The organism is Dyadobacter sp. CY356 (genome assembly GCF_021440195.1).
Lineage (GTDB): Bacteria > Bacteroidota > Bacteroidia > Cytophagales > Spirosomataceae > Dyadobacter.
On sequence record NZ_JAJTSZ010000011.1, the window covers coordinates 60,567 to 80,608 of the forward strand.

Genomic DNA, 20,042 nt, shown 5'->3' on the forward strand with positions numbered 1-20,042 from the left:
CAGGATCAGGCAGGAAGACCATAATCCAAACGCCCAAGGACATCATCTACCAGAGAAAAGCCAGTAACGGTATCCATCATTTGCAACGGCGTTTGGTCATTAAGTTCGGTTATAGAAGTCCTGAGCCAGTTTCTGACAACATCTTCTTTTCCTTCAAAAGTATCCAAAGCATGGATTAAAATGTTTTTCAAAAGCAAAAGCCTTTCAGAAGCATCCGTTCCCAAACGCTTTTCCGGTGTGATACGGTGAAGATTTCGCGGCGTCATACCAAGTAAATAGGCCATTTCATTATCTGTAAGTTTGACCATTCCTGACACATTATCTACCACCGAACGCAGAACACCTTCCCTTGATTTTTTGATAACCGACAAATCAGATGACGGGCTTGCGCTGTAATGAACAGCACGATCGGCAAAAGCTTTTAATTTTTCCATACCTCAAACATAAAAAATGGAATTGTGTCATAAATCTATGTGACTTATTTCGCAATTCCAATCTTTAATCAAACTTCAACTAAAATAGTTGAAGCCAGTAACCATCTGATCTTAAAGCTTTTCTTTCAAAAAGTCAGCTGTGTAGTTTCCTTCCAGTTTCGCCATATCTTCCGGCGTTCCGGCGAATGTAAGATATCCGCCGCCTTCTCCACCTTCCGGACCAAGGTCTAAAATCCAGTCTGCACATTTGATCACCTCCATATTATGTTCAATGATGATCACACTATCACCCTGATCTACCAAAGCATTAATGGCTTTTAACAACTTTTTGATGTCATGAAAATGAAGTCCGGTTGTTGGTTCATCAAAAATGAATAACATTTTCCCTTTATGACCCGAACCTTTTCCCAGGAATGATGCCAGTTTCACGCGTTGGGCTTCTCCACCCGAAAGTGTATTGGATGATTGCCCCAAACCGACATAACCTAAACCAACTTCCTGCAATGGCAATAATTTATCAGCCAGCTTAGGCTCCGATTCCCTGAAAAACTCAATCGCTTCATCAACCGTCAGATCCAGAATGTCAGAAACATTTTTGCCATTATACTGTACTTCCTGAATTTCCTGTTTAAAACGTTTTCCGTTGCAGCCTTCGCATTTCAGATAAATATCAGCCATGAATTGCATTTCAACTTTCACCTGGCCTTCGCCCTGACAAATTTCGCAGCGTCCGCCATCCACATTAAATGAAAAATGGGAAGGTTTATAACTCCGCGCTTTTGAAATAGGCAAATCCGACATCATCTGACGGATATAGTCATAAGCTTTGATATAGGTTACCGGATTGGACCGCGATGATTTTCCAATCGGATTCTGGTCAATCATTTCAATCGCTTCCACACGGTCAAGACTTCCACTGAGGTCATTGTATTTTCCAACTTCCTCACTGAATTCACCTTTCAGTCGCATAAGGGCCGGATATAATATTTTCCGGATCAATGTTGATTTTCCTGAACCACTGACGCCGGTTACAACGGTCAGATTGTTCAACGGAATTTTTACATCAACATCTTTAAGATTATTTTCTCTTGCACCTTTTATTTCAAGAAAATGCAAAGATTTTCTTCTTACCGTCGGAACAGGAATTGAATCATGACCTAACAAAAAATCGAGCGTGTGTGAATTCAAACTGTTTTCTTCACCACTCAGTTTCAGTTCACGGATTTCATCCCAGTTTCCCTGAAAAACCAGATTTCCGCCACCAGTTCCCGCTTCCGGACCAATATCTATAATCTGGTCAGCGGCGTGCATGACTTCTTCCTCGTGTTCAACAACGATCACGGTATTTCCCAAATCACGAAGCGATTCCAGAACACCAACCAGACGCTGCGTATCTCTCGGATGCAAACCGATACTTGGCTCATCCAGAATATACATCGAACCAACCAGCGCACTTCCCAGAGAAGTAGCCAGTTTGATACGCTGAAATTCACCTCCTGATAAAGAATTCGTTAACCGGTTTAAAGTCAGATAACCCAGACCGACACGGTTCATATAATCCAGACGGGTTTCGATTTCTGTCAGAATCCGTTTGGCAATACTTCTGTCGTGCTCGTTAATATCAACGGTTTTGAAAAATTCAATTACATCGTTGATCGGCATCAAAACCAGATCCGTAATGGAAACGCCGCCCACTTTTACATAAGAAGCATCCTTTCTTAAACGCGATCCTCGGCAATCCGGACAAGTCGTACGGCCTCGGAAACGTGATAACAATACGCGATATTGAATTTTATAAGTCTGCGTTTCCAGTTCAGCAACAAAGCTGTTGATTCCCTGGAAATATTGATTTCCGGTCCAAAGCAATTCTTTTTGCTCAGCCGTAAGTTCCTTATATGGCTTGTGAATTGGAAAATCAAATTTGGCACCATTACGTACCAAAGGTACCAGCCATTCGCTCATTTTCTCTGTACGCCAGGGCGCAATAGCACCATCATATACAGAAAGATTTTTATCAGGAATAACAAGTTCAGGATCAATGCCTAAAACTTTTCCAAAACCTTCACAGCGTTTGCAAGCACCGAAAGGATTATTAAAACTAAAAAGATTTACAGTCGGCTCTTCAAAAACAATCCCGTCCAGTTCAAACTTATCAGAAAATGTTTTCTGTTCACCATTGACAACCTGAACATAACAAATGCCTTCTCCTTCAAAAAATGCAGTTTGCACGGAATCAGAAAGACGATACTGCGTGTCTTCGTCGTCCTTATGGACCGAAGCACGGTCAATTAAAATATAAATTTCTTTTCCTTCCAAAGGAAAATCTTCCGGTTTTTCCAGAATTTCTTCGATATAAGCTACCTCGGTACCGATCATAATCCGGTTGTAACCTTTGGAAAGAAGTATCGTTAACTCTTCATAAATGGACCTTCCGTCACGGACCAGTAATGTTGTCAAAATTAAAACGCGCGCGCCTTCTTCGTGGTTTAAAATATAATTGACAACGTCAGTAACAGAATCTTTTCGAACCAATTGTCCTGAAACCGGCGAATAAGTATGGCCGATTCTGGCAAAAAGTAATTTCAGATAATCATAAATTTCAGTGGAAGTTCCAACCGTAGAACGCGGATTTCTTGTATTGACTTTTTGTTCAATCGCGATTGCCGGCGAAATTCCTTTGATATATTCCACCTCAGGTTTTTCCATTCGTCCCAAAAACTGGCGGGCGTAACTGCTCAGACTTTCTACATACATCCGCTGGCCTTCGGCAAAAAGCGTATCAAAAGCCAAAGAAGATTTACCCGAGCCCGAAAGTCCGGTAATGACTACCAGCTTATTTCTTGGAATGGCGACGTCAACGCTTTTCAGATTATTAACACGCGCACCTTTAATCAGAATGTATTTTCTTGGATCTAGTTCATCGAATTGAGAAGCGTCAATCCGGGTCACAGGTAATTGCATCATATATAGAAAATCAGGTCGATTTGCGCGGGGATTTTTGGTAATCCCCGATCATTATTTAACCCAAAAATCGGCGAATTAGTTTGCCTTTCCTAATCTGAAATGGTAGTCGCCAAATGATTATCCAAAAAATTGCAGGATAATTTACGAAATACATTTTGGGCGTATATTCCTATTTCGAGCCAACTTTTGCCAAAACGATTCCATATTTTTCATAGTAAACCGTGTCAATCGGATATTCTTTCAAACGTGGTTTTCTTCCAAAAACAATCTCACCCGCTTTGGGCTCACGATCAGACGCATATAGTCCTGAATAAAAATGAAAACTTGGATTATAATGATTGAAGATAACCATGTTGTCAAAGCTGTTTTTCTTTGCCATCAGCGCGGCATCTTTTACTGGTTGCTGCAATAATGCGCCCAGTCGCGGCATCCATAGAATATTAATCGTAAATAGAATAATCAACCCGACAACACTCATCCTGATTTGCAGATCCCAGTCTTTTTTTACCCAAACAATAATCAAAATCGTGATCAGCACAAGCATGACAATTGCATAGAAAATATCAAATTCAGAAGAAACGCCTTTCATAATTTCGACAGCATATTCATCATCAATTTTTGGAATAATACCTTGAATCAAAAAAGGAATTATTGCTAACAAAACCAGTAAAATAAAGGAAGGCCAGACAATGGGAAGACGTTTATTATTGGCTGCAAACCATCCACCCAAAATGCATAACGGCGAGTAACCGTAAATGATGTAATGATGCAGTTTGGTGCCGGAAAGTGAAAAAAGTATAAATACAAAGGCAAACCAGATCAGCAAAAATGAAAAAAACGGATCAGCCCATATCATCCGGATTTTGGAAAATGATTTTAAAACAACTGCGGTAAAAGGAAGAAGACCGAGCAGAAGAACCGGAACAAAATATAAAATGCCGCCATAATGTCCTTCAAAAGCAGTTTGAAAACGGTTTACATTATGGTTCAGGAAAAATCCGCTGATAAATTTTTCACCGGTTTGAAGATATTGCAAAATATACCAGGGCGCCGCAATGATCAAAAATATCAACAAACCCGGAATGTTGAATAAACGTAGAAATGGTTTCCAGGTTTTATTTTTCAACAAATAAATCAAAAAAACGGCTCCGGGGATCAAAACGGCAATCGGGCCTTTGGCGAGAAAACCGACGCCTGTAAATGCGTAAAAAAACCAGATGTATTTTTTGTGGTTTTGATTTAATATTTCAAACAAACAGAACATGGCACCGGTTAATGCCATATTCAAGAGTCCGTCTGCCAGGGCAGCTTTCCCAACGATTGTTATTTGTAAAGATGAAGCAGCAATAAGTGTTGCGAAAAAGGCAGTTTTTTCACCGAGCTTTCTTTTAGTAAACATGTATATCAGCAACATCCAGATCACAGATGCCAGACAGGAGGGAAGCCGCATGGCGAATTCATTCCAGCCAAAAACCTGCGCACTTCCGAATTGAAGCCAGTTGGTAAGCGGAGGTTTGTCAAAACGTTGTTCCTGATTGACAAAAGAAGAAATGAAATCACCGCGGACAACCATTTCTCTGGTTCCCTCGGCAAAAAAACCTTCATCTTCATCAAACAAAGGCGCATTGCCGATTCCCCACAAAAAGCTGAAAAAGATAAAAATGGCAAGAAATATTTTTCGGGTATTTTCAGGATTTGGCATTAAATATTTTGGCTAATAGTCTGATTATAAATACTTCATCAAACCGCCGCCAAGCCTTGGGTTAGACTGCGACTGCCAGAATTGATTCAGATAAAAGTATACGATTACAGAAAAGGAAATCCCGATAAATGCCCCAAGATATACATCGCCCAGAAAATGCGCTAACAGATACATCCGGGAATAGGCTACGAGAAGCGGAGGAATAAGCAGTAAAACTTTTAAAACCGGAGACTTACATTCCAGAGCCAGAATCGTAAAAAGGGCAAAAGCAGCAGTGGTATGCCCCGAAGGAAAACTGTTGAAATAATATAAATCAACACCGTCTACTTTATGAAGCTTTGGCAATAATGCCGATAATATTTTTGGCGGACGATAAATTTCAGCAAAAACCATTCGTTTCAAAAACTGTACAAAAAGGCCTGTTATCGCATAACTGAGAACAATTTTGACCGCAAGCCGGTAAGAATATAATGTGGCTAAAAGTCCGGCGATTAATATAAAAGCACCATCGCCGACAAAAGTCATCCATTTGAAAAAATGGTCTGCAAATGGAGACCAGAAGTGATTAACATGAAGAATAATGTAATTCTGTGTAAAAAGCAGCTGAAGGAAACTCAGTGCCGCCCAGATGATTATAAAAGGTAAAAAATAAAATCTGTGGCGGAATAGGAAGAGTTTCATAGGTTATTATTAGATCTGGATTTCTTTCGAGGTTATAAAACGGACGCCTTTTTCCTTTGCTTCTTCAAAAATGGGATCGGCCAGATAGCCAAAATTTGTTACATCCGAAACACAATCAGTCAGTAATGTAACTTTTGGTATAAGCGCAGGCGCATATTGTAAAATCTGTTTCACACTCGTTGCCACGCAATGCGAACGCGCTTCGCCTGCTATTAAAACCTGGTCAAAAGCTTCAAGTTCAGCCAGAAATTTCTGGTCAAGCTGTGTTTCCGGCGAGCCTTCGATCGGCACCTGGGCACGAAATACGCCAAAATGCTCTGTCAGCGGATTCGTTCCTTTGATAACCGCCTTGTAATCAGTTCCTGTGCGATGTGTCCAGGACAGCAGAGCGTGCAAAATAGTATCATCCAAAGCTGCCCCACCTGAACCGATCAGGCAATGCTCCGGCCAGATGAAGTGTTTGAATTCACCTTCCTTTTCAAGTTTTTCCAGATATTCCAGCACATAATCCTGGTTATAGCGCGGCTTCCATTTTCCGGCTTTCACAGCGGCAGCTGTGATCAAAGTAAAAGGAGCGACCGTATTGCCATTAGGATCTTCCCAAAAAAGAGGATGTGCAATATCCAGAACCCGGTGTGTATCTAGCGTGACAAAAATCTCGTCAATTTCTGCTCCATGCGTTGCAATTAATTGTGCAATTATTTCGACATCCTTTTCAGCCCCAGGTACATACAAGGTTCCTTTTGGATTGCAAAAATCAAATTGAGCATCAATAATAAGCAGCGCTGTGGATTTGTTTTTCATTACAAATTACAATTCAGATGTGAAGAAATAGAGAAAATTAAATAAGTCTGTTAAGCTAGGATTAACTTAAAATGATGTTATTCCCAAATCTCCGGAAGTTCCAGTTGTTTCGCATACATTTTGGATGCCAGCTGATGAACCTGTTTAAGCATTTGATTCACATCCCGTTTATAATCAACATGATAATCTTCATCCAGTTTATTAAATCCGTTCAATGTTGTCTGTGCTTTTTTTGCAATGTAGAGTGCAACTTTGTCCGTTCTGGAACTGTATCCGCGCAGTTTGTCGGCGTACTTTTCCAAAAAAGTATTGAGCAAAAATAGATTGAGCTCCAATGCGCCTAATTTGTCTTTTGTAACCTTTACATGATAAGTAATATCCCCGCTCAAATTCCGCATATCCATCAAAATCCACCCCGGCGAATCCTGAATTATTTTTGAAATTCGGGTAATGCGGCCCATGATCGCCTCCCGCCTTTCCGGAATGGTGGACGAATCCTCGATCAGTTCAAAAAATAATTTATCGGTTAGTGTGCTGTCTTTGGTAATCAGCCGCAGCAGAAGTTTATCTTTTTCTTTCTGAGGCATTTGTATGATGGCTTTTTTTAGTTGATCAGGTATTGGCATAAGCTGTACGCTTTATTTTTTAAATGTGATGTGGTCCGGACTTAAATCCTACAAAAATTGAAACTTCTGATCAGCTTTCATAATCAGGATTTTTTGTAATTTCTATATCTTATATTCTTATAATGATTAGAATTCAACTGATTATGCAACTTTAAAATTATGAACGTTAAAATAAAGATACGTTCACTATGTATAAAGCTAAATTATGTGGAAAAGACATAATAGGCTCTTAACTTGCACCGTTTTTGTAATATAAACGGATTTATACACTATATGATTTCAGTGGCCATGTGCACTTACAACGGGGCAAAGTATTTGCCCGAGCAGTTGAAGAGCATTGCCAATCAGATAATCCCTGTTGATGAACTGGTTGTGTGTGATGATGGATCGAATGACGATACCATCCAGGTTTTAAAAACCTTTTCAGAGAATTCTTCTTTCCCGGTTTTTATTCACCAAAATGAAAGTAACCTGGGGTCTACTAAAAATTTCGAAAAATGCCTTTCGCTTTGTAAAGGAGATATAATTTTTCTTTCGGATCAGGATGATGCGTGGAGAGCCGATAAAGTAGAAAAACAAATAGCCTATTTCAATGAACATCCGGAAATAGACGCGGTTTTTTCAGATGCCATGATGATGGACGATGATTCCAGGCCAACCGGACGTACCATTTGGCAAGAGATTGAATTTAATGCTGAAGCTCAGGCCAAGTGGATCAGGGGAGAAGGACATGAAATTCTTTTTAAAGGATTTGTAGTGACCGGAGCAACGTTGGCAATAAGAAAAAAGGTACTGAGAAAATTGATGCCATTTCCTACGCATGTGCCGGATCTTATTCATGACGCGTACATTGCGATGGTTTTGAGTTTACAGGAAAAAATTGCGTTCATTAATGATACGCTGATTTCTTACCGGATTCATGCCAGCCAGCAGGTAGGTTTTGGTTCAAAAGTGGAATATGTGCGCTTTAAAGACCGCTTTTCCAGAGACAGAAATGAAAAACTTATTCCATTAAAAGAAAAAGCGGACAAATTATTCAAGCTTTATCTTCTGTTGATGGAAATTCCTTTTATTCCAAAAGAAAAGCTCAGGAAACTGCGGATGTCTCAAAAGCATTATCACAAGCGGGCAACGCTGCCGGATAATCGCCTGAAACGTATTGCGCCGGTTGTGACGGATATAGTTCAGGGCAAATATGCTTTTAGCAGCAAGGACTGGTGGCTGCCGGCCTTTGGTGATATTTTTGAATAATTAACACGGAGTCGGTGAAAAGTAAAAATCAGGATCCGGCCGTAGCCGTTGTCATTCCTATATATAAGTCGGCATTGAATGCGCTTGAAACTGTTTCATTCAGACAATGTATGAAAGTTTTAGGCCGATATTCCGTCAGGATTGTGAAGCCTCAAAGCCTTGATATTCAAAACCTGAAAGAAGAATTCCCGTTGATTGAATTCATTTCGTTCGATGATTCTTTTTTTAAAGATATCGATTCCTATAACAGGCTGATGATCTCGGTTGATTTCTACAAAGTATTTACGGATTTTGAATTTATCCTGATCTATCAGCTCGATGCCTATGTTTTCAAAGATGAGCTATTGGATTGGTGTAACAAAGGTTTTGATTATATAGGAGCGCCATCGCTTCACCGTGAAGAATTTGACAGATTACCAGCCGGTTCGGAAAACACTTTTGCTTCTGCACTATCCAGTAATCGATTTGTTCTGAACGGCGGTTTATCGCTCAGGCGAATTCCGGCATTTTTGCGTTATCTGAAAATCTACAACACGTTTTATCCCAAATGGGTTGGAAACGAAGACATGCTTTTTTCTCAGGAAGCCACCCGGCTGATACCCATGAAAATGTTTCTGAAGCTGCCGACATGGCAGGAAGCACTCAGGTTTTCTTTTGAAAAAAGTCCGGCCGCTACTTATGAAATCACCAATCACCAGCTGCCTTTTGCCTGCCACGCCTGGGAACGTTATGATCCTGAGTTCTGGAATTCTTTTATTCCGGTGAAATAAATACGAAAAAGGAGTTTAACAATTTTTAACAAACTATCGAATCCTTACGGAATTTTTGAAGTTAATTTTGTGAAAAAATTAACCATAACAAACTATGAATTATAAATCGCTTTTGGCCTTTGCTTGTGCTATTGTGCTTTCATTTACTGCTACTTTCGGGCAAATAACTGAAAACCCGAAAGTAGAGGAGCAATCAGCGGAATATGTAAAAATCAAGCGTGTAGAATTGACGGACCAGTATACCATCGTCTACATGCAGTTTGAAGAAAAATTAACACCGGGCTTTAAAGATTTGCAGCCTTATCTAAAAAGAAGACAGGGCGGCCAGCAATTTGAAATGCCATCAACCAGTACAATCGGGCTGGATCCTGAAACCCGTCTTTACAAACCTGGGGATGTAAATGTAAGATTCAAATTAATCAAGACGAAGGATATCCCAACAGAAATGCGGAAACAGGTTAATCCTGGCGATGTTGTGGATTTTGTGGCTTATTTTGAAAGACTTTCTCCGGGTATTGAAGTTTTTGATTTCTATGAAGGCCGGGCAAAAAGCAAATACGAAAAGACGTGGAATTTCTACGGAATCCATGTCAAAAATCCTTTGAAGAAAAACGGTAAAACAACCGCGAAAGTTATTCCAAAAACTGAAAAAACGGCTCCGCCGATAATTGAGGAGAAGAAGGAAGAAAAAATCGAAACCAAACCAGTGGTACCGGAAGAAGAATTGGTGATGATTAAAGGGACTGTTTATGATTCAAAAACCAGGAATCCTGTTCCCGCCCAGATCAGCTATCTTGAAAAAGGTGATTCTCTTCAATATAAATCGTCATCCGGAAATTACCGGATTGGTATAAATCCAAATGAAAGATACGATTTCAAAGTATTTGCGAAGGGTTATTATGGAAGTAATTTTAGTTTGAATGCGGCGGATTCTGCTTCCAAAGGATCTTTTGTAAAAGATTTTTACCTTATTCCGCTCACCGTAGGAGAAACCATTTCGCTTCCCAACATTTATTTTGAGACTTCCAAATATACCTTACTTCCGGAATCATTTGCTGAGTTGAACCGGCTCGCAGATATGATGAAGGAAAATCCAGAGATCAAAATCCGTGTGGAAGGACACACCGATAATGTTGGTGATTTTGACAAAAATCTTGAGCTTTCAACAAGCCGTGCTTTATCGGTAAAAACTTATTTGATCAATAAAGGGATTGACGAACAGCGTATTGAAGCGAAGGGTTTTGGAGCTACAAAACCGCTGGCTAAAAACGGTTCAGAGGCAGAAAAAAGAAAAAACCGTCGTGTTGAATTTGTGATTACGAAGATTTAATAATCAGATATAAAAAACGGGTTCCGGAAATAATTTCCGGAACCCGTTTTTTTATAAGCAAAATTATCTTGCTTTGATAATATTGGTAAACTCACGTGATTTAAGAGAAGCACCTCCCACAAGTCCTCCGTCGATATCCGCAGAAGCAAAAAGCTCATCAGCACTTGCAGCTGTAACACTTCCACCATACAGAATAGAGATTTCTTCGGCAGTTTCAGCTCCGTATTTTGTTGCGATATGTGCACGTAAAGCAGCATGCATTTCCTGAGCTTGTTCCGCGCTTGCAGTAAGTCCTGTGCCGATAGCCCAGATTGGCTCATAAGCAATCACAACAGAAAGCAATTGCTCAGCTGAAAGGTGGAAAAGACTTTCGGTGATCTGGTTTTTTACAAAACCGATATAGTCTTCATTTTGTCTTTGATCCAGGGATTCTCCGCAGCAGAAAATTGGAGAAATGCCGTATTCCAAAGCGATATTAACCTTGGCGGCAAGTAATTCGTTGGATTCATTAAAATACTGGCGGCGCTCGCTATGGCCAACAAGCACATATTCAATACCGATTGACTGAAGCATGGCAGCAGAAATTTCGCCTGTGAATGCACCAGAAACTTTATCAGAGCAATTTTGCGCAGCTAATGCAAAATTCGGAGATTCCTCAATATATTTTTTTAGGGTTGTCAGATAAATGGCCGGAGGGCAAAGAATCACTTTTACATCTCCTTTTACTTCATCATTCGCCATGTTAACAAGTTCTGAGGTAAGGGCAACTGCCTCATCCATAAGCTTGTTCATCTTCCAATTACCGGCAACTATTTTTTTTCGCATAATTATTTTATTGTGTTAAATCTTCATTTTGCGCTACAAAAATACCATAATTTCGACATTAACCGTATTCTATTTGCCTTTTAAAAAATATTCAGATTAATGATGAAATATAAAGATTTATTTGTGTTTATTATAGAAATTAGAATTAATTTTACTTAAGAAACTGATTTTGTTAAAATGACCACTTGCATTATTTCACAAGGTGTAAATCATTCTGAATGAGACCGTTTAATTAATGAAAATATAAATACTAACAAAAGTTTAAAAGAAAGGAGGCCAAGATGAAAACGTTTATCTGGTTATGTTTATTCAGCATGGTTTTAATTGTAAAACCTGCCATGTCGGCATCTGCCGACGGAATTGAACTTGCTGATTCGGAGAAATACGGTTATTTCCTGGAAAAAAATCATAAATCTGCACGTATCCCTTTTGAGCTGCACTCAAATCTGATTTTAGTTTATGTCAAAGTAAATGATGTGGACTCGTTACGCTTTATTCTTGATACAGGTGTAAGCTCAATCATTATTACTGATCCTCATATTTTGAAACCGGATAAGCTTCGTTTGACCCGTAGTGTAAATCTGGCCGGTGCAGGGGAAGGTAAATCCATAGCAGCCCATGTAGCCATTGATAACCGGTTTTCCATGGGGCGTTTAAAAGCAAACCATCAAAATATTGTTGTTATCGAAAAGGATTTTTTACGTCTCTCAGAATATGTCGGCGTGCCGGTTCATGGTATTTTTGGTTATGATGTTTTTAACAATTTTGTTGTAACAATCGATTTTGCCAGAAGAGAGCTCGTCCTTGTACAAAACGGGAAGTATAAATACAAAGCCAGCAAGGGCGATAAACACGAGATAACAATAGAAGATGCCAAACCCTTTACCAACGCCGTAACATTATTTGCAGACGGCCGTGAAAAACCTATCCGGGTTTTGATTGATACCGGCGCAGGCCATGCCTTATTGTTGAACAATACGCCAACTGAAACTTACCGGTTACCGGAAAAAGTAATTCGTGCGCAATTAGGAAGAGGTTTGAATGGTGTTATTAATGGCAATTTGGGCCGGGTTGACAGGATGCGTCTTGGAAAATTTGAACTGGACAACATTGTTGCTTCGTTTCCCGATAGTCTTGGATTTAGCGCAAAAATGAGTAAAGGCGTTGAACGTCAGGGTAATATCGGTTGTGAACTATTAAGAAGGTTTAAAGTTACAATGAATTATCATGAAGGTTATATGGTTTTGAAACCCGTGAGAAGAACAATGCGGGAAAAATTTGAACACGATATGAGCGGTATGGAAATCAGGGCTGATGCAGCTAATTTGCATTCTTATTTTGTCAATCATGTGCAGGAATCTTCTCCTGCATTTAGTGCGGGTTTAGTGGAAGGAGATCAGCTGCTTTTTATTGATAATCATGCTGCTGCTGAACTGAATGTAAGCGAGATCTATAAACTCATGCAAAGAGGTGATGGCAGAAATATTGATTTGCTCGTAAAACGCAACGGAGCCATTTTCTTTACCAAAATTACACTGAGAAGAATGATTTGAGTATTTTTAGACTCTAAACTAAATAGTAGTCTTGATTTGGAACGCCTAAGAGTAACAGAAGACGGATCTCATTCTTTATACAATTCCCAATACAATCAGCATTATCATTCTGTGTCTGGAGCTCTCAAAGAGTCCAGACACATTTATATGAACCTGGGCCTGATTCCTGCACTGGAATCATATCAGGAAATTATTCGTGTCTTTGAAATGGGCTTTGGAACAGGTTTAAACGCATATCTTACCTGGCAGGCAGCCGATCAATATAAAAAGAAAGTTCTCTACACAGGTGTGGAGGCGTTTCCGGTTTCTCATGAGGAAGCTTCTAATTTAAATTATGAATCAGTCATTTCCCAACCCGGATTTTTGCAGCTTCATGAATCCTCCTGGTTCACCAATCATTCTTTTTCAGAGTATTTTCAATTCAGAAAAGAGCAATTAACCTTACAGGAATTCTCTACGGAAAATCTTTTCGACGTGATTTATTATGACGCCTTCGATCCCAAAGCTCAGCCTGAACTTTGGACAGAGGAAATATTGCAAAAAATAGCGGCCCAAACCAGATCGGGCGGCGTATTAGTTACATATTCTTCCAAAGGAATTGTGAAACGGGCGCTGGCCGCAGCCGGTTTCAAAGTTGAAAAACACAAAGGACCCGGGAAAAAATGGCATGTTCTCCGGGCAGTAAAACAATAGGTTAAATCTGGTCTGGTTTTATAATGCTTTGCCGGACGGAGCGTTAATGGATACATTTGTGGAATTATTAAAAGTGTTAGTTTAAAACAGTATGACATATCAGGATATTATTGGTCAGGAATTACGGGAAGCACAAACAGTTCTCGATACATTTTTAAGCGATCCGGTTCAAATAGAAAAAATTGAAAAAGCAGCCTCCTTAATGGCGGATGCCATTTTAAATAATCATAAAATAATTTCCTGTGGAAACGGTGGCTCTCATTGTGATGCGATGCATTTTGCAGAAGAATTAACAGGCCGCTACCGTGATAATCGCCGCTCATTACCTGCTATCGCAATTTCTGATGTGAGTCATATCAGCTGTGTGAGTAATGATTTTGGTTTTGAATATGTCTTTTCAAGATTTGTTGAAGGTCTGGGTCAGGAAGGCGATGTACTTTTGGGATTGAGCACAAGCGGAAATTCGGCCAATATTATTCGTGCTGTCGAAGCTGCAAAAGAAAAAGGAATGAAGGTAGTGATCTTGTCCGGGAAAGACGGCGGAAAGCTGGCCGGCGTTGCGGACGTTGAAATCCGTGTTCCGCATTTTGGTTATGCCGACAGAATTCAGGAAATACATATCAAGGTGATACACATTTTCATGCTTCTGATTGAAAAAATGGTGATTGAAAAATAATTTTTAGTAATATGCTTCCAGGTTTAAATTAAGATATTCTGTTTTCATGAAAGTACGTCCGGCGGTTGTTATAGTTAAAGAAGGTACTGTTTTGACCATGCGTTATGTGTATGGGGAAAAAGAAGTTTACGCGCTTCCGGGTGGTAATCCCGATCCTGACGAATGTTTGCCGGAAGCACTTCTCAGAGAACTTATGGAAGAACTAGGCGTCACGGTGGAAGTTGGTGAAATGGCGTTTTGTGGTGAAGTTTTGTGGGGCGGTATGAAAAAAGAAACACTGCATATGGTTTTCAATGCAAGAATTGTGTCGGGAAATCCTGCTCTCAATCCTGCCGAAACGACAGCATTGGAGATGATCTGGCTGCCTTTTGAAGAGCTGGATCAAAAACTGATGTATCCAAATGTTGGAAAACATATTCTTCAATATCTTAATGGCAATTTAAAATCTTCTTATGTTGGTGTGATCGACCAGCCATTTGTCCAGTAAATAAAAATTTATAAATGGTTCACTCACTCGTTATCAGAAGAATCTGAAATAAATTATTGCGGAAAATTGCATTTTCGGGGGCATTTAAAGGCTATTTCCATTATACTTTTATTTCAGGCTTCACAAAAACAGAAACAAACCGTACTTTTGCGGTTTAACGAGTTTCAAGGATCAATGGACAACGAGAGGAAGGAGCGATTATCACAGTTTTTGAAAAGAAACTCTGAAGGCCAAACATTATCACAAGGACGCTCAATTTTCAGCAGTGGAGGTTACAGCATTGTGAAATTGGATTACAATGGAGGAGGTTACGCCGAATTCAAAGTGAAAAGTGATTACTCGGTCCGGGATTATGTTATCAAAATCCAGGATTTTCTTACCCCGAATATAATTACTTCCTGTACCTGCACGCATGATTACGGCGGGCTGTGCAAGCATAGAATTGCAATGACGCTGTATGTGCTGGATAAAATGCCGGCTTATGTAAAGCCAACCGAGCACAACATGGCCGATACTATGGTAGTACTTCCTTCCTTAAAGGATGTTTACCTGGAAGATTTTGTACAGCGTGAATCCTGGAATAATCGGAATCAGCCTGTTAAGGTGGATATTTTGGCAACGCGTGATGGATTTGCCGAGTGTAAAGTAAACCTGCGGGACAACGATTATTCTGTTCAATTCACCAAAATTCCCAACTCCAATCAGATTCAGACAAGCTGTTCCTGTGAGCAGATTCTTTACGTTCCCTTATGCGAGCATAAACTGGCGTCACTTCTAAAACTGCGTGATCAGTTTGGTGAGCGTGCGTTTGACATGATGCGTGACTGGACGGAAGATAAAACCACACTTTTGGCAGAATACGGTTATACGCTGGAAGATAATCTGGAAGGGAAATTTGATTTTAAAATTGATCAGAGCGGGACTTTACAATTAATCAGACAAGATAAAGGGATACAAAAAGTCGGCGTTTTCCAGAACTGGCAAACACTTCGGAATAAGGTAATTCCTGATTTGCAGCCGGTTTATCAGGTAAATGATTCAGATTCACATTCCGGAGACGAAAGGCTTTCCCTGTATGTCTTCTGGCCGAGAGGTTTTGATAGTTTGCTGGATGTAGGTTTTGGAATTTTTTCTGCCAAGAGCAGTTCTAAAACACAAAAATATACCCATATCAGAAGTATTGCCGGTGGATCAGGAACCGCTTATTTACCAGAAGAAATTCCGGTTTTTACGGCCAGTGATTCACGTCTGGTTCGTATTGCGCGTCATTTTAGTCCGGAAGGTCTTCAAAAATATATGAAGAGCCAGGGGCAGTCAGCAGCTCATTTGAGCGACGAATCTTCTGATTATCAAAATGAAGCAAGAAAATGGGTTGGCCGGCAGATCGTCCGGATTTTTAAAGACCTGAGTGGTGAGCGTTTGTTTATTACTGAAAGCGATTATGTAACAAATCAGAATCAGCTTCAGGAAGTAAAAATTCACCCAACACCTGCAAAATTATTTTTTGTATTAACCGAGGATCAGGAATTCATCAGCCTTAATCCTTATGTTGAAATTGAAAAAGGCCGGCCGATCGATTTGCAGCAGGTTGCTTCTTCTTTTGACAGTTTTTGGTTGGGCATTTATAAAGAAGATATTCTTTTCCGTTGGGCCAGTATCAATGACGCCGAAATGGTAGATTATCTGCGTCAGAACGGTTATAAAATCCGGGTTAGAAAAGATCACGCCGAGACTTTTATGAAGGATTGGGTGATGCCGGTTACCGAACATTTCGAAGTTGTTTTCCAAACACGTCATGCTTTGGAAACCAGTGCGATGAAATATGAAAAAGGCCGGGTTTATCTGAAAGAAGATGATGCCAATTTGCTCATCGTCCCGACTTATGTTTATGAAGGCGACGCAGAATCGGAAGAAACAGAATTGATCCACGATAACCAGCGAACCAAAGCCAGATTTGAAGATAATCATATTCATTTGCTGGAACGTGATATGGCTGCCGAGAAAGCGCACTGGGAATGGGTGAAATCGTTGCATCCTGATTTTGCGCAGCAACCTGAACAACCTTTTTTCTTCATACCTTTTGAAGAGGTGATGAAAGACGGCTGGCTGTTCCATTTTGTTGATACGGTCGAGGGAAAGGAAGTCCAGCTTCTAGGTTTCAAAGACCTGAAAAAAATGCGCATTAACCCAAACCGGGGAAAGGTGCAGATCAGAGCTTCTTCGGGCATCGACTGGTTTGATATGCAGATCGAAATCACTTTTGGAGATCAGCAGGTATCACTCGCAGATGCTAAAAAAGCCTTGCTGAAAAAACAGAATTACGTGGAGCTGAAAGATGGCTCGATGGGAATTTTGCCGGAAGAATGGATCCAGAAACTTGAACCTTTGTTGAAATTCGGACGTGTGGATGGTGACGAAGTGCATTTGTCAAAATTCCATTTTTCGCTGATTGAAGAACTTGCTTCGCAAATTGATAATGAAGAAGTTTTGCAGGAGCTTTGGGAGAAAAAACAAAAACTACTGAATTTTAAAGAAATTCCAAGTGTGCCGCTTCCTGAAAATATCAATGCGACGCTGAGACAATATCAGGAGGAAGGATACAAATGGCTGAATTTCCTTGAAGAATTTGGCTGGGGCGGATGTTTGGCGGATGATATGGGTTTGGGAAAAACCCTGCAAATGCTGACTTTCCTGCAACACCAGAAAAACAAAAATCCGCTGGCTACGAATTTAGTCGTAGTTCCTACCACATTGATTTTCAACTGGCAAGCGGAGTCAGCCAAGTTTACGCCGGATCTGAAATTGTATGTTCACCGTGGGATGGACCGCCGGAAAGATCTCGAAATTTTCCAGGATTATGATATCGTTTTGACAACATACGGCACGATGAGGAGTGACGTGGAATTGTTGAAAAAAATACAATTCAACTATATCGTTTTAGATGAATCGCAGGCAATCAAAAATCCTGATTCATTGACTGCAAAAGCATCCAGATTGCTGAGATCAAATAATCGTCTGGCCATGACGGGTACGCCGGTTGAAAATAATACGTTCGATCTTTATTCTCAGTTTGAGTTTTTGAATCCGGGATTGTTAGGTCACGCTGACTTTTTCCGTGCAGAATATGCTACGCCGATTGACAAGTTTCAGGATAAAGTAAAGGCAGAAGAATTACGTCGTCTGGTATATCCTTTTATGTTAAAACGGACGAAGGAAGAAGTTGCCACTGATTTACCTGATAAAACTGAAACCATCTTGTATTGTGAGATGGGTAAGAAACAACGGAAGGTATATGAAACCATTCGTGAAAAATACAGATTACAGATTGCAGAGAAGCTGGCGACCGATGGTTTGAACAAAAGTAACTTCTTAATCTTCGAAGCATTACTGAAACTTCGTCAGATCTGCGATTCTCCGGTATTACTTTCGGATGATGTGGACTATGGAAATGAATCTGCAAAACTGGAAGAGATTGTAAGGGAAATTGAGGAAAATGCTTCTAATCACAAGATTTTGATATTTAGTCAATTCCTTGGAATGCTGGATTTAATTCGTCAGCATCTGGAAAAAGTAAATATTCCTTATGAATATCTGGACGGACAAACGGTTGATCGTGCGGGGCGTGTAAATCGTTTCCAGAATGATCAGAATTGTCGTGTTTTCCTGATGAGTTTGAAAGCTGGTGGAGTAGGACTTAATCTTACCGAAGCGGATTATGTTTATCTGATGGATCCTTGGTGGAACCCGGCGGTTGAACGCCAGGCAATTGACAGAACGCACCGGATCGGACAAACGCGTAAGGTATTTGCTTATAAAATGATCTGTAAGGATACAATTGAAGAAAAAATATTGCTGCTGCAAGAACGCAAGCAGGAACTAGCAGAAGATTTGGTAGGCGGCGAAGCCGGATTCATCAAAAAACTGAGCCAGGATGATATCATGGCATTATTTAGTTAGAAAAGAATGGTCTACGATTTATTTCGTAGACCATTCTTTTTAATATTATTTACTCCACAACAGCAGTAAATTCGATTTCAACAAGATAGTCAGGCGACACTAATTTGCTGATTTCATAAATTCCGGTTGTAGGTTTTATCTCTCCAAAATATGCACCATGTGCTTTGGCGATATCGTCAAATTTGGTGATATCCGTTGTAAAGATTCTTGTGCGTACAACATCTTTCAGCGATACACCAGCTTCTTCAAGCACTTTTGAAATCCTTTCAATGATGTTGTTGGTTTGTGCATAAGCATCATCCGCTTTCACAATTTCTCCGTCAACAATAGCAACAGTTCCTGATACTTCAATAATATTTCCGATGCGAACGGCACGGCAATAACCCATCTTATCTTCCCACGGCGAACCGGTAAGGATATTTTGTCTTGGCATGGTAAGGTATTTTAAATTTTTATGGTGTAAATATATTGGTTGAATTTTAAAGGAAGGTGTTGACGAAAGATTTATGGAAAAATTTTGAGCAAATAAATGACTGCATCGCAGTCCCCTGTTTATAGCAACCATTTCGAAGTACTAAATCCTGGCTCCTTCGGAGCCTCCCGGAATGAGCAGGAAACTCCCATGGAGTTAGGGCTCTGGCATTGGATCATTTTTCTATAAACAGGAGGCTCCAAGGGAGCCGTTTCAGAAATTTTATTTTAATCAAATCAACCACCCATTTGTTTAATGGCTATATCATAAATATTTCGATTATCAACGACGGCCTCGCCGTCTCCTGTTTATAGCTATAATCGAAGTACCAAATCCTGGCTCCTTCGGAGCCTCCTCGAATGTGTAGGGCACTCCGATGGAGTTAGGGAATCTGGCATTGGATCTTTTTCTATAAATAGGGTGCTCCAAAGGAGCCGTTTTAGAAACCACCCATTTGTTTAATGGTTATATCGTAAATTTCTCAATTATCAACTACGGCCTCGCCGTTTCCTGTTTATAGCTATAACTTTGATGTGCCAAATCCCGGCTCCTTCGGAGCATCCTGAGATGTGCAGGAAACTCCGATGGAGTTAGGAATCTGGAATTGGATCTTTTTTCTATAAACAGGGGGCTCCAAAGGAGCCGTTTTAGAAACCACCCATTTGTTTAATGGTTATATCATAAATTTCTCAATTATTAACGATGGCCTCGCCGTCTCCTGTTTATAGCTATAACTTCGACGTGCCAAATCCCGGCTCCATCGGAGCCTCCTCGAATGTGTAGGGCACTCCGATGGAGTTAGGGAATCTGGAATTGG

At 40.2% G+C, this 20,042-nt stretch carries 16 protein-coding genes; 8 read left to right on the forward strand and 8 right to left on the reverse strand.

Annotated elements, in window-relative coordinates; translation table 11 throughout:
- Positions 1–5: 5 nt before the first annotated feature.
- From LXL81_RS26515 to LXL81_RS26540, 6 genes are all read right to left on the reverse strand, one after another.
- The gene (locus LXL81_RS26515; RefSeq protein WP_234650629.1) at positions 6–434 is read right to left on the reverse strand and encodes an antitoxin Xre/MbcA/ParS toxin-binding domain-containing protein; all 429 of its coding nucleotides are present in this window, start codon (positions 432–434) and stop codon (positions 6–8) included.
- A gap of 111 nt (positions 435–545) precedes the next feature.
- Positions 546–3,398, reverse strand: coding sequence for an excinuclease ABC subunit UvrA (gene uvrA, locus LXL81_RS26520; protein ID WP_234650630.1), 2,853 nt, complete (start codon positions 3,396–3,398; stop codon positions 546–548).
- 169 nt (positions 3,399–3,567) lie between these two features.
- A complete protein-coding gene (locus LXL81_RS26525) occupies positions 3,568–5,100 on the reverse strand; it encodes a glycosyltransferase family 39 protein (protein WP_234650631.1) in 1,533 nt (510 codons plus the stop codon).
- A 24-nt stretch (positions 5,101–5,124) separates the two neighbouring features.
- Positions 5,125–5,781 carry a phosphatase PAP2 family protein gene (locus LXL81_RS26530; RefSeq protein WP_234650632.1) on the reverse strand — a complete coding sequence of 219 codons (657 nt, stop codon included), beginning with the start codon at positions 5,779–5,781 and terminating at the stop codon, positions 5,125–5,127.
- Positions 5,782–5,790: 9 nt separating this feature from the next.
- On the reverse strand, positions 5,791–6,585 hold the full coding sequence (locus LXL81_RS26535) for an isochorismatase family protein (protein WP_234650633.1): 795 nt from the start codon (positions 6,583–6,585) through the stop codon (positions 5,791–5,793).
- A 77-nt stretch (positions 6,586–6,662) separates the two neighbouring features.
- A complete protein-coding gene (locus LXL81_RS26540) occupies positions 6,663–7,172 on the reverse strand; it encodes a hypothetical protein (protein ID WP_234650634.1) in 510 nt (169 codons plus the stop codon).
- Positions 7,173–7,499: 327 nt separating this feature from the next.
- Here LXL81_RS26540 and LXL81_RS26545 point away from each other — a divergent pair, with 327 nt between their 5' ends.
- The 3 genes from LXL81_RS26545 (at position 7,500) to LXL81_RS26555 (ending at position 10,562) form a co-directional block, all read left to right on the forward strand.
- Positions 7,500–8,462: a glycosyltransferase family 2 protein gene (locus LXL81_RS26545; RefSeq protein WP_234650635.1), complete on the forward strand. Its 963-nt coding sequence runs from the start codon at positions 7,500–7,502 to the stop codon at positions 8,460–8,462.
- A gap of 14 nt (positions 8,463–8,476) precedes the next feature.
- Positions 8,477–9,232, forward strand: coding sequence for a DUF5672 family protein (locus tag LXL81_RS26550; RefSeq protein ID WP_234650637.1), 756 nt, complete (start codon positions 8,477–8,479; stop codon positions 9,230–9,232).
- Between the two features lie 94 nt (positions 9,233–9,326).
- A complete protein-coding gene (locus LXL81_RS26555) occupies positions 9,327–10,562 on the forward strand; it encodes an OmpA family protein (protein WP_234650639.1) in 1,236 nt (411 codons plus the stop codon).
- 63 nt (positions 10,563–10,625) lie between these two features.
- Here LXL81_RS26555 and tpiA read toward each other — a convergent pair whose 3' ends face one another.
- Positions 10,626–11,387, reverse strand: coding sequence for a triose-phosphate isomerase (tpiA, locus tag LXL81_RS26560; protein ID WP_234650641.1), 762 nt, complete (start codon positions 11,385–11,387; stop codon positions 10,626–10,628).
- Between the two features lie 281 nt (positions 11,388–11,668).
- Between tpiA and LXL81_RS26565 the strand changes: the two genes are divergently transcribed.
- The 5 genes from LXL81_RS26565 to LXL81_RS26585 all read left to right on the forward strand — a co-directional run bounded on the left by LXL81_RS26565 (position 11,669) and on the right by LXL81_RS26585 (position 18,753).
- Positions 11,669–12,940, forward strand: a complete 1,272-nt coding sequence (locus tag LXL81_RS26565; protein WP_234650642.1) for an aspartyl protease family protein — start codon at positions 11,669–11,671, stop codon at positions 12,938–12,940.
- Positions 12,941–12,976: 36 nt separating this feature from the next.
- Positions 12,977–13,633 carry a tRNA (5-methylaminomethyl-2-thiouridine)(34)-methyltransferase MnmD gene (mnmD, locus tag LXL81_RS26570; RefSeq protein ID WP_234650644.1) on the forward strand — a complete coding sequence of 219 codons (657 nt, stop codon included), beginning with the start codon at positions 12,977–12,979 and terminating at the stop codon, positions 13,631–13,633.
- Between the two features lie 91 nt (positions 13,634–13,724).
- Complete coding sequence (gene lpcA / locus LXL81_RS26575; protein WP_234650646.1) at positions 13,725–14,309, forward strand: D-sedoheptulose 7-phosphate isomerase; 585 nt, start codon at positions 13,725–13,727, stop codon at positions 14,307–14,309.
- Between the two features lie 46 nt (positions 14,310–14,355).
- On the forward strand, positions 14,356–14,796 hold the full coding sequence (locus LXL81_RS26580) for an NUDIX domain-containing protein (protein ID WP_234650648.1): 441 nt from the start codon (positions 14,356–14,358) through the stop codon (positions 14,794–14,796).
- Between the two features lie 210 nt (positions 14,797–15,006).
- Positions 15,007–18,753, forward strand: a complete 3,747-nt coding sequence (locus tag LXL81_RS26585; RefSeq protein ID WP_234650650.1) for a DEAD/DEAH box helicase — start codon at positions 15,007–15,009, stop codon at positions 18,751–18,753.
- A 49-nt stretch (positions 18,754–18,802) separates the two neighbouring features.
- Here LXL81_RS26585 and LXL81_RS26590 read toward each other — a convergent pair whose 3' ends face one another.
- On the reverse strand, positions 18,803–19,186 hold the full coding sequence (locus LXL81_RS26590) for a RidA family protein (RefSeq protein WP_234650652.1): 384 nt from the start codon (positions 19,184–19,186) through the stop codon (positions 18,803–18,805).
- Between the last annotated feature and the right edge of the window lie 856 nt (positions 19,187–20,042).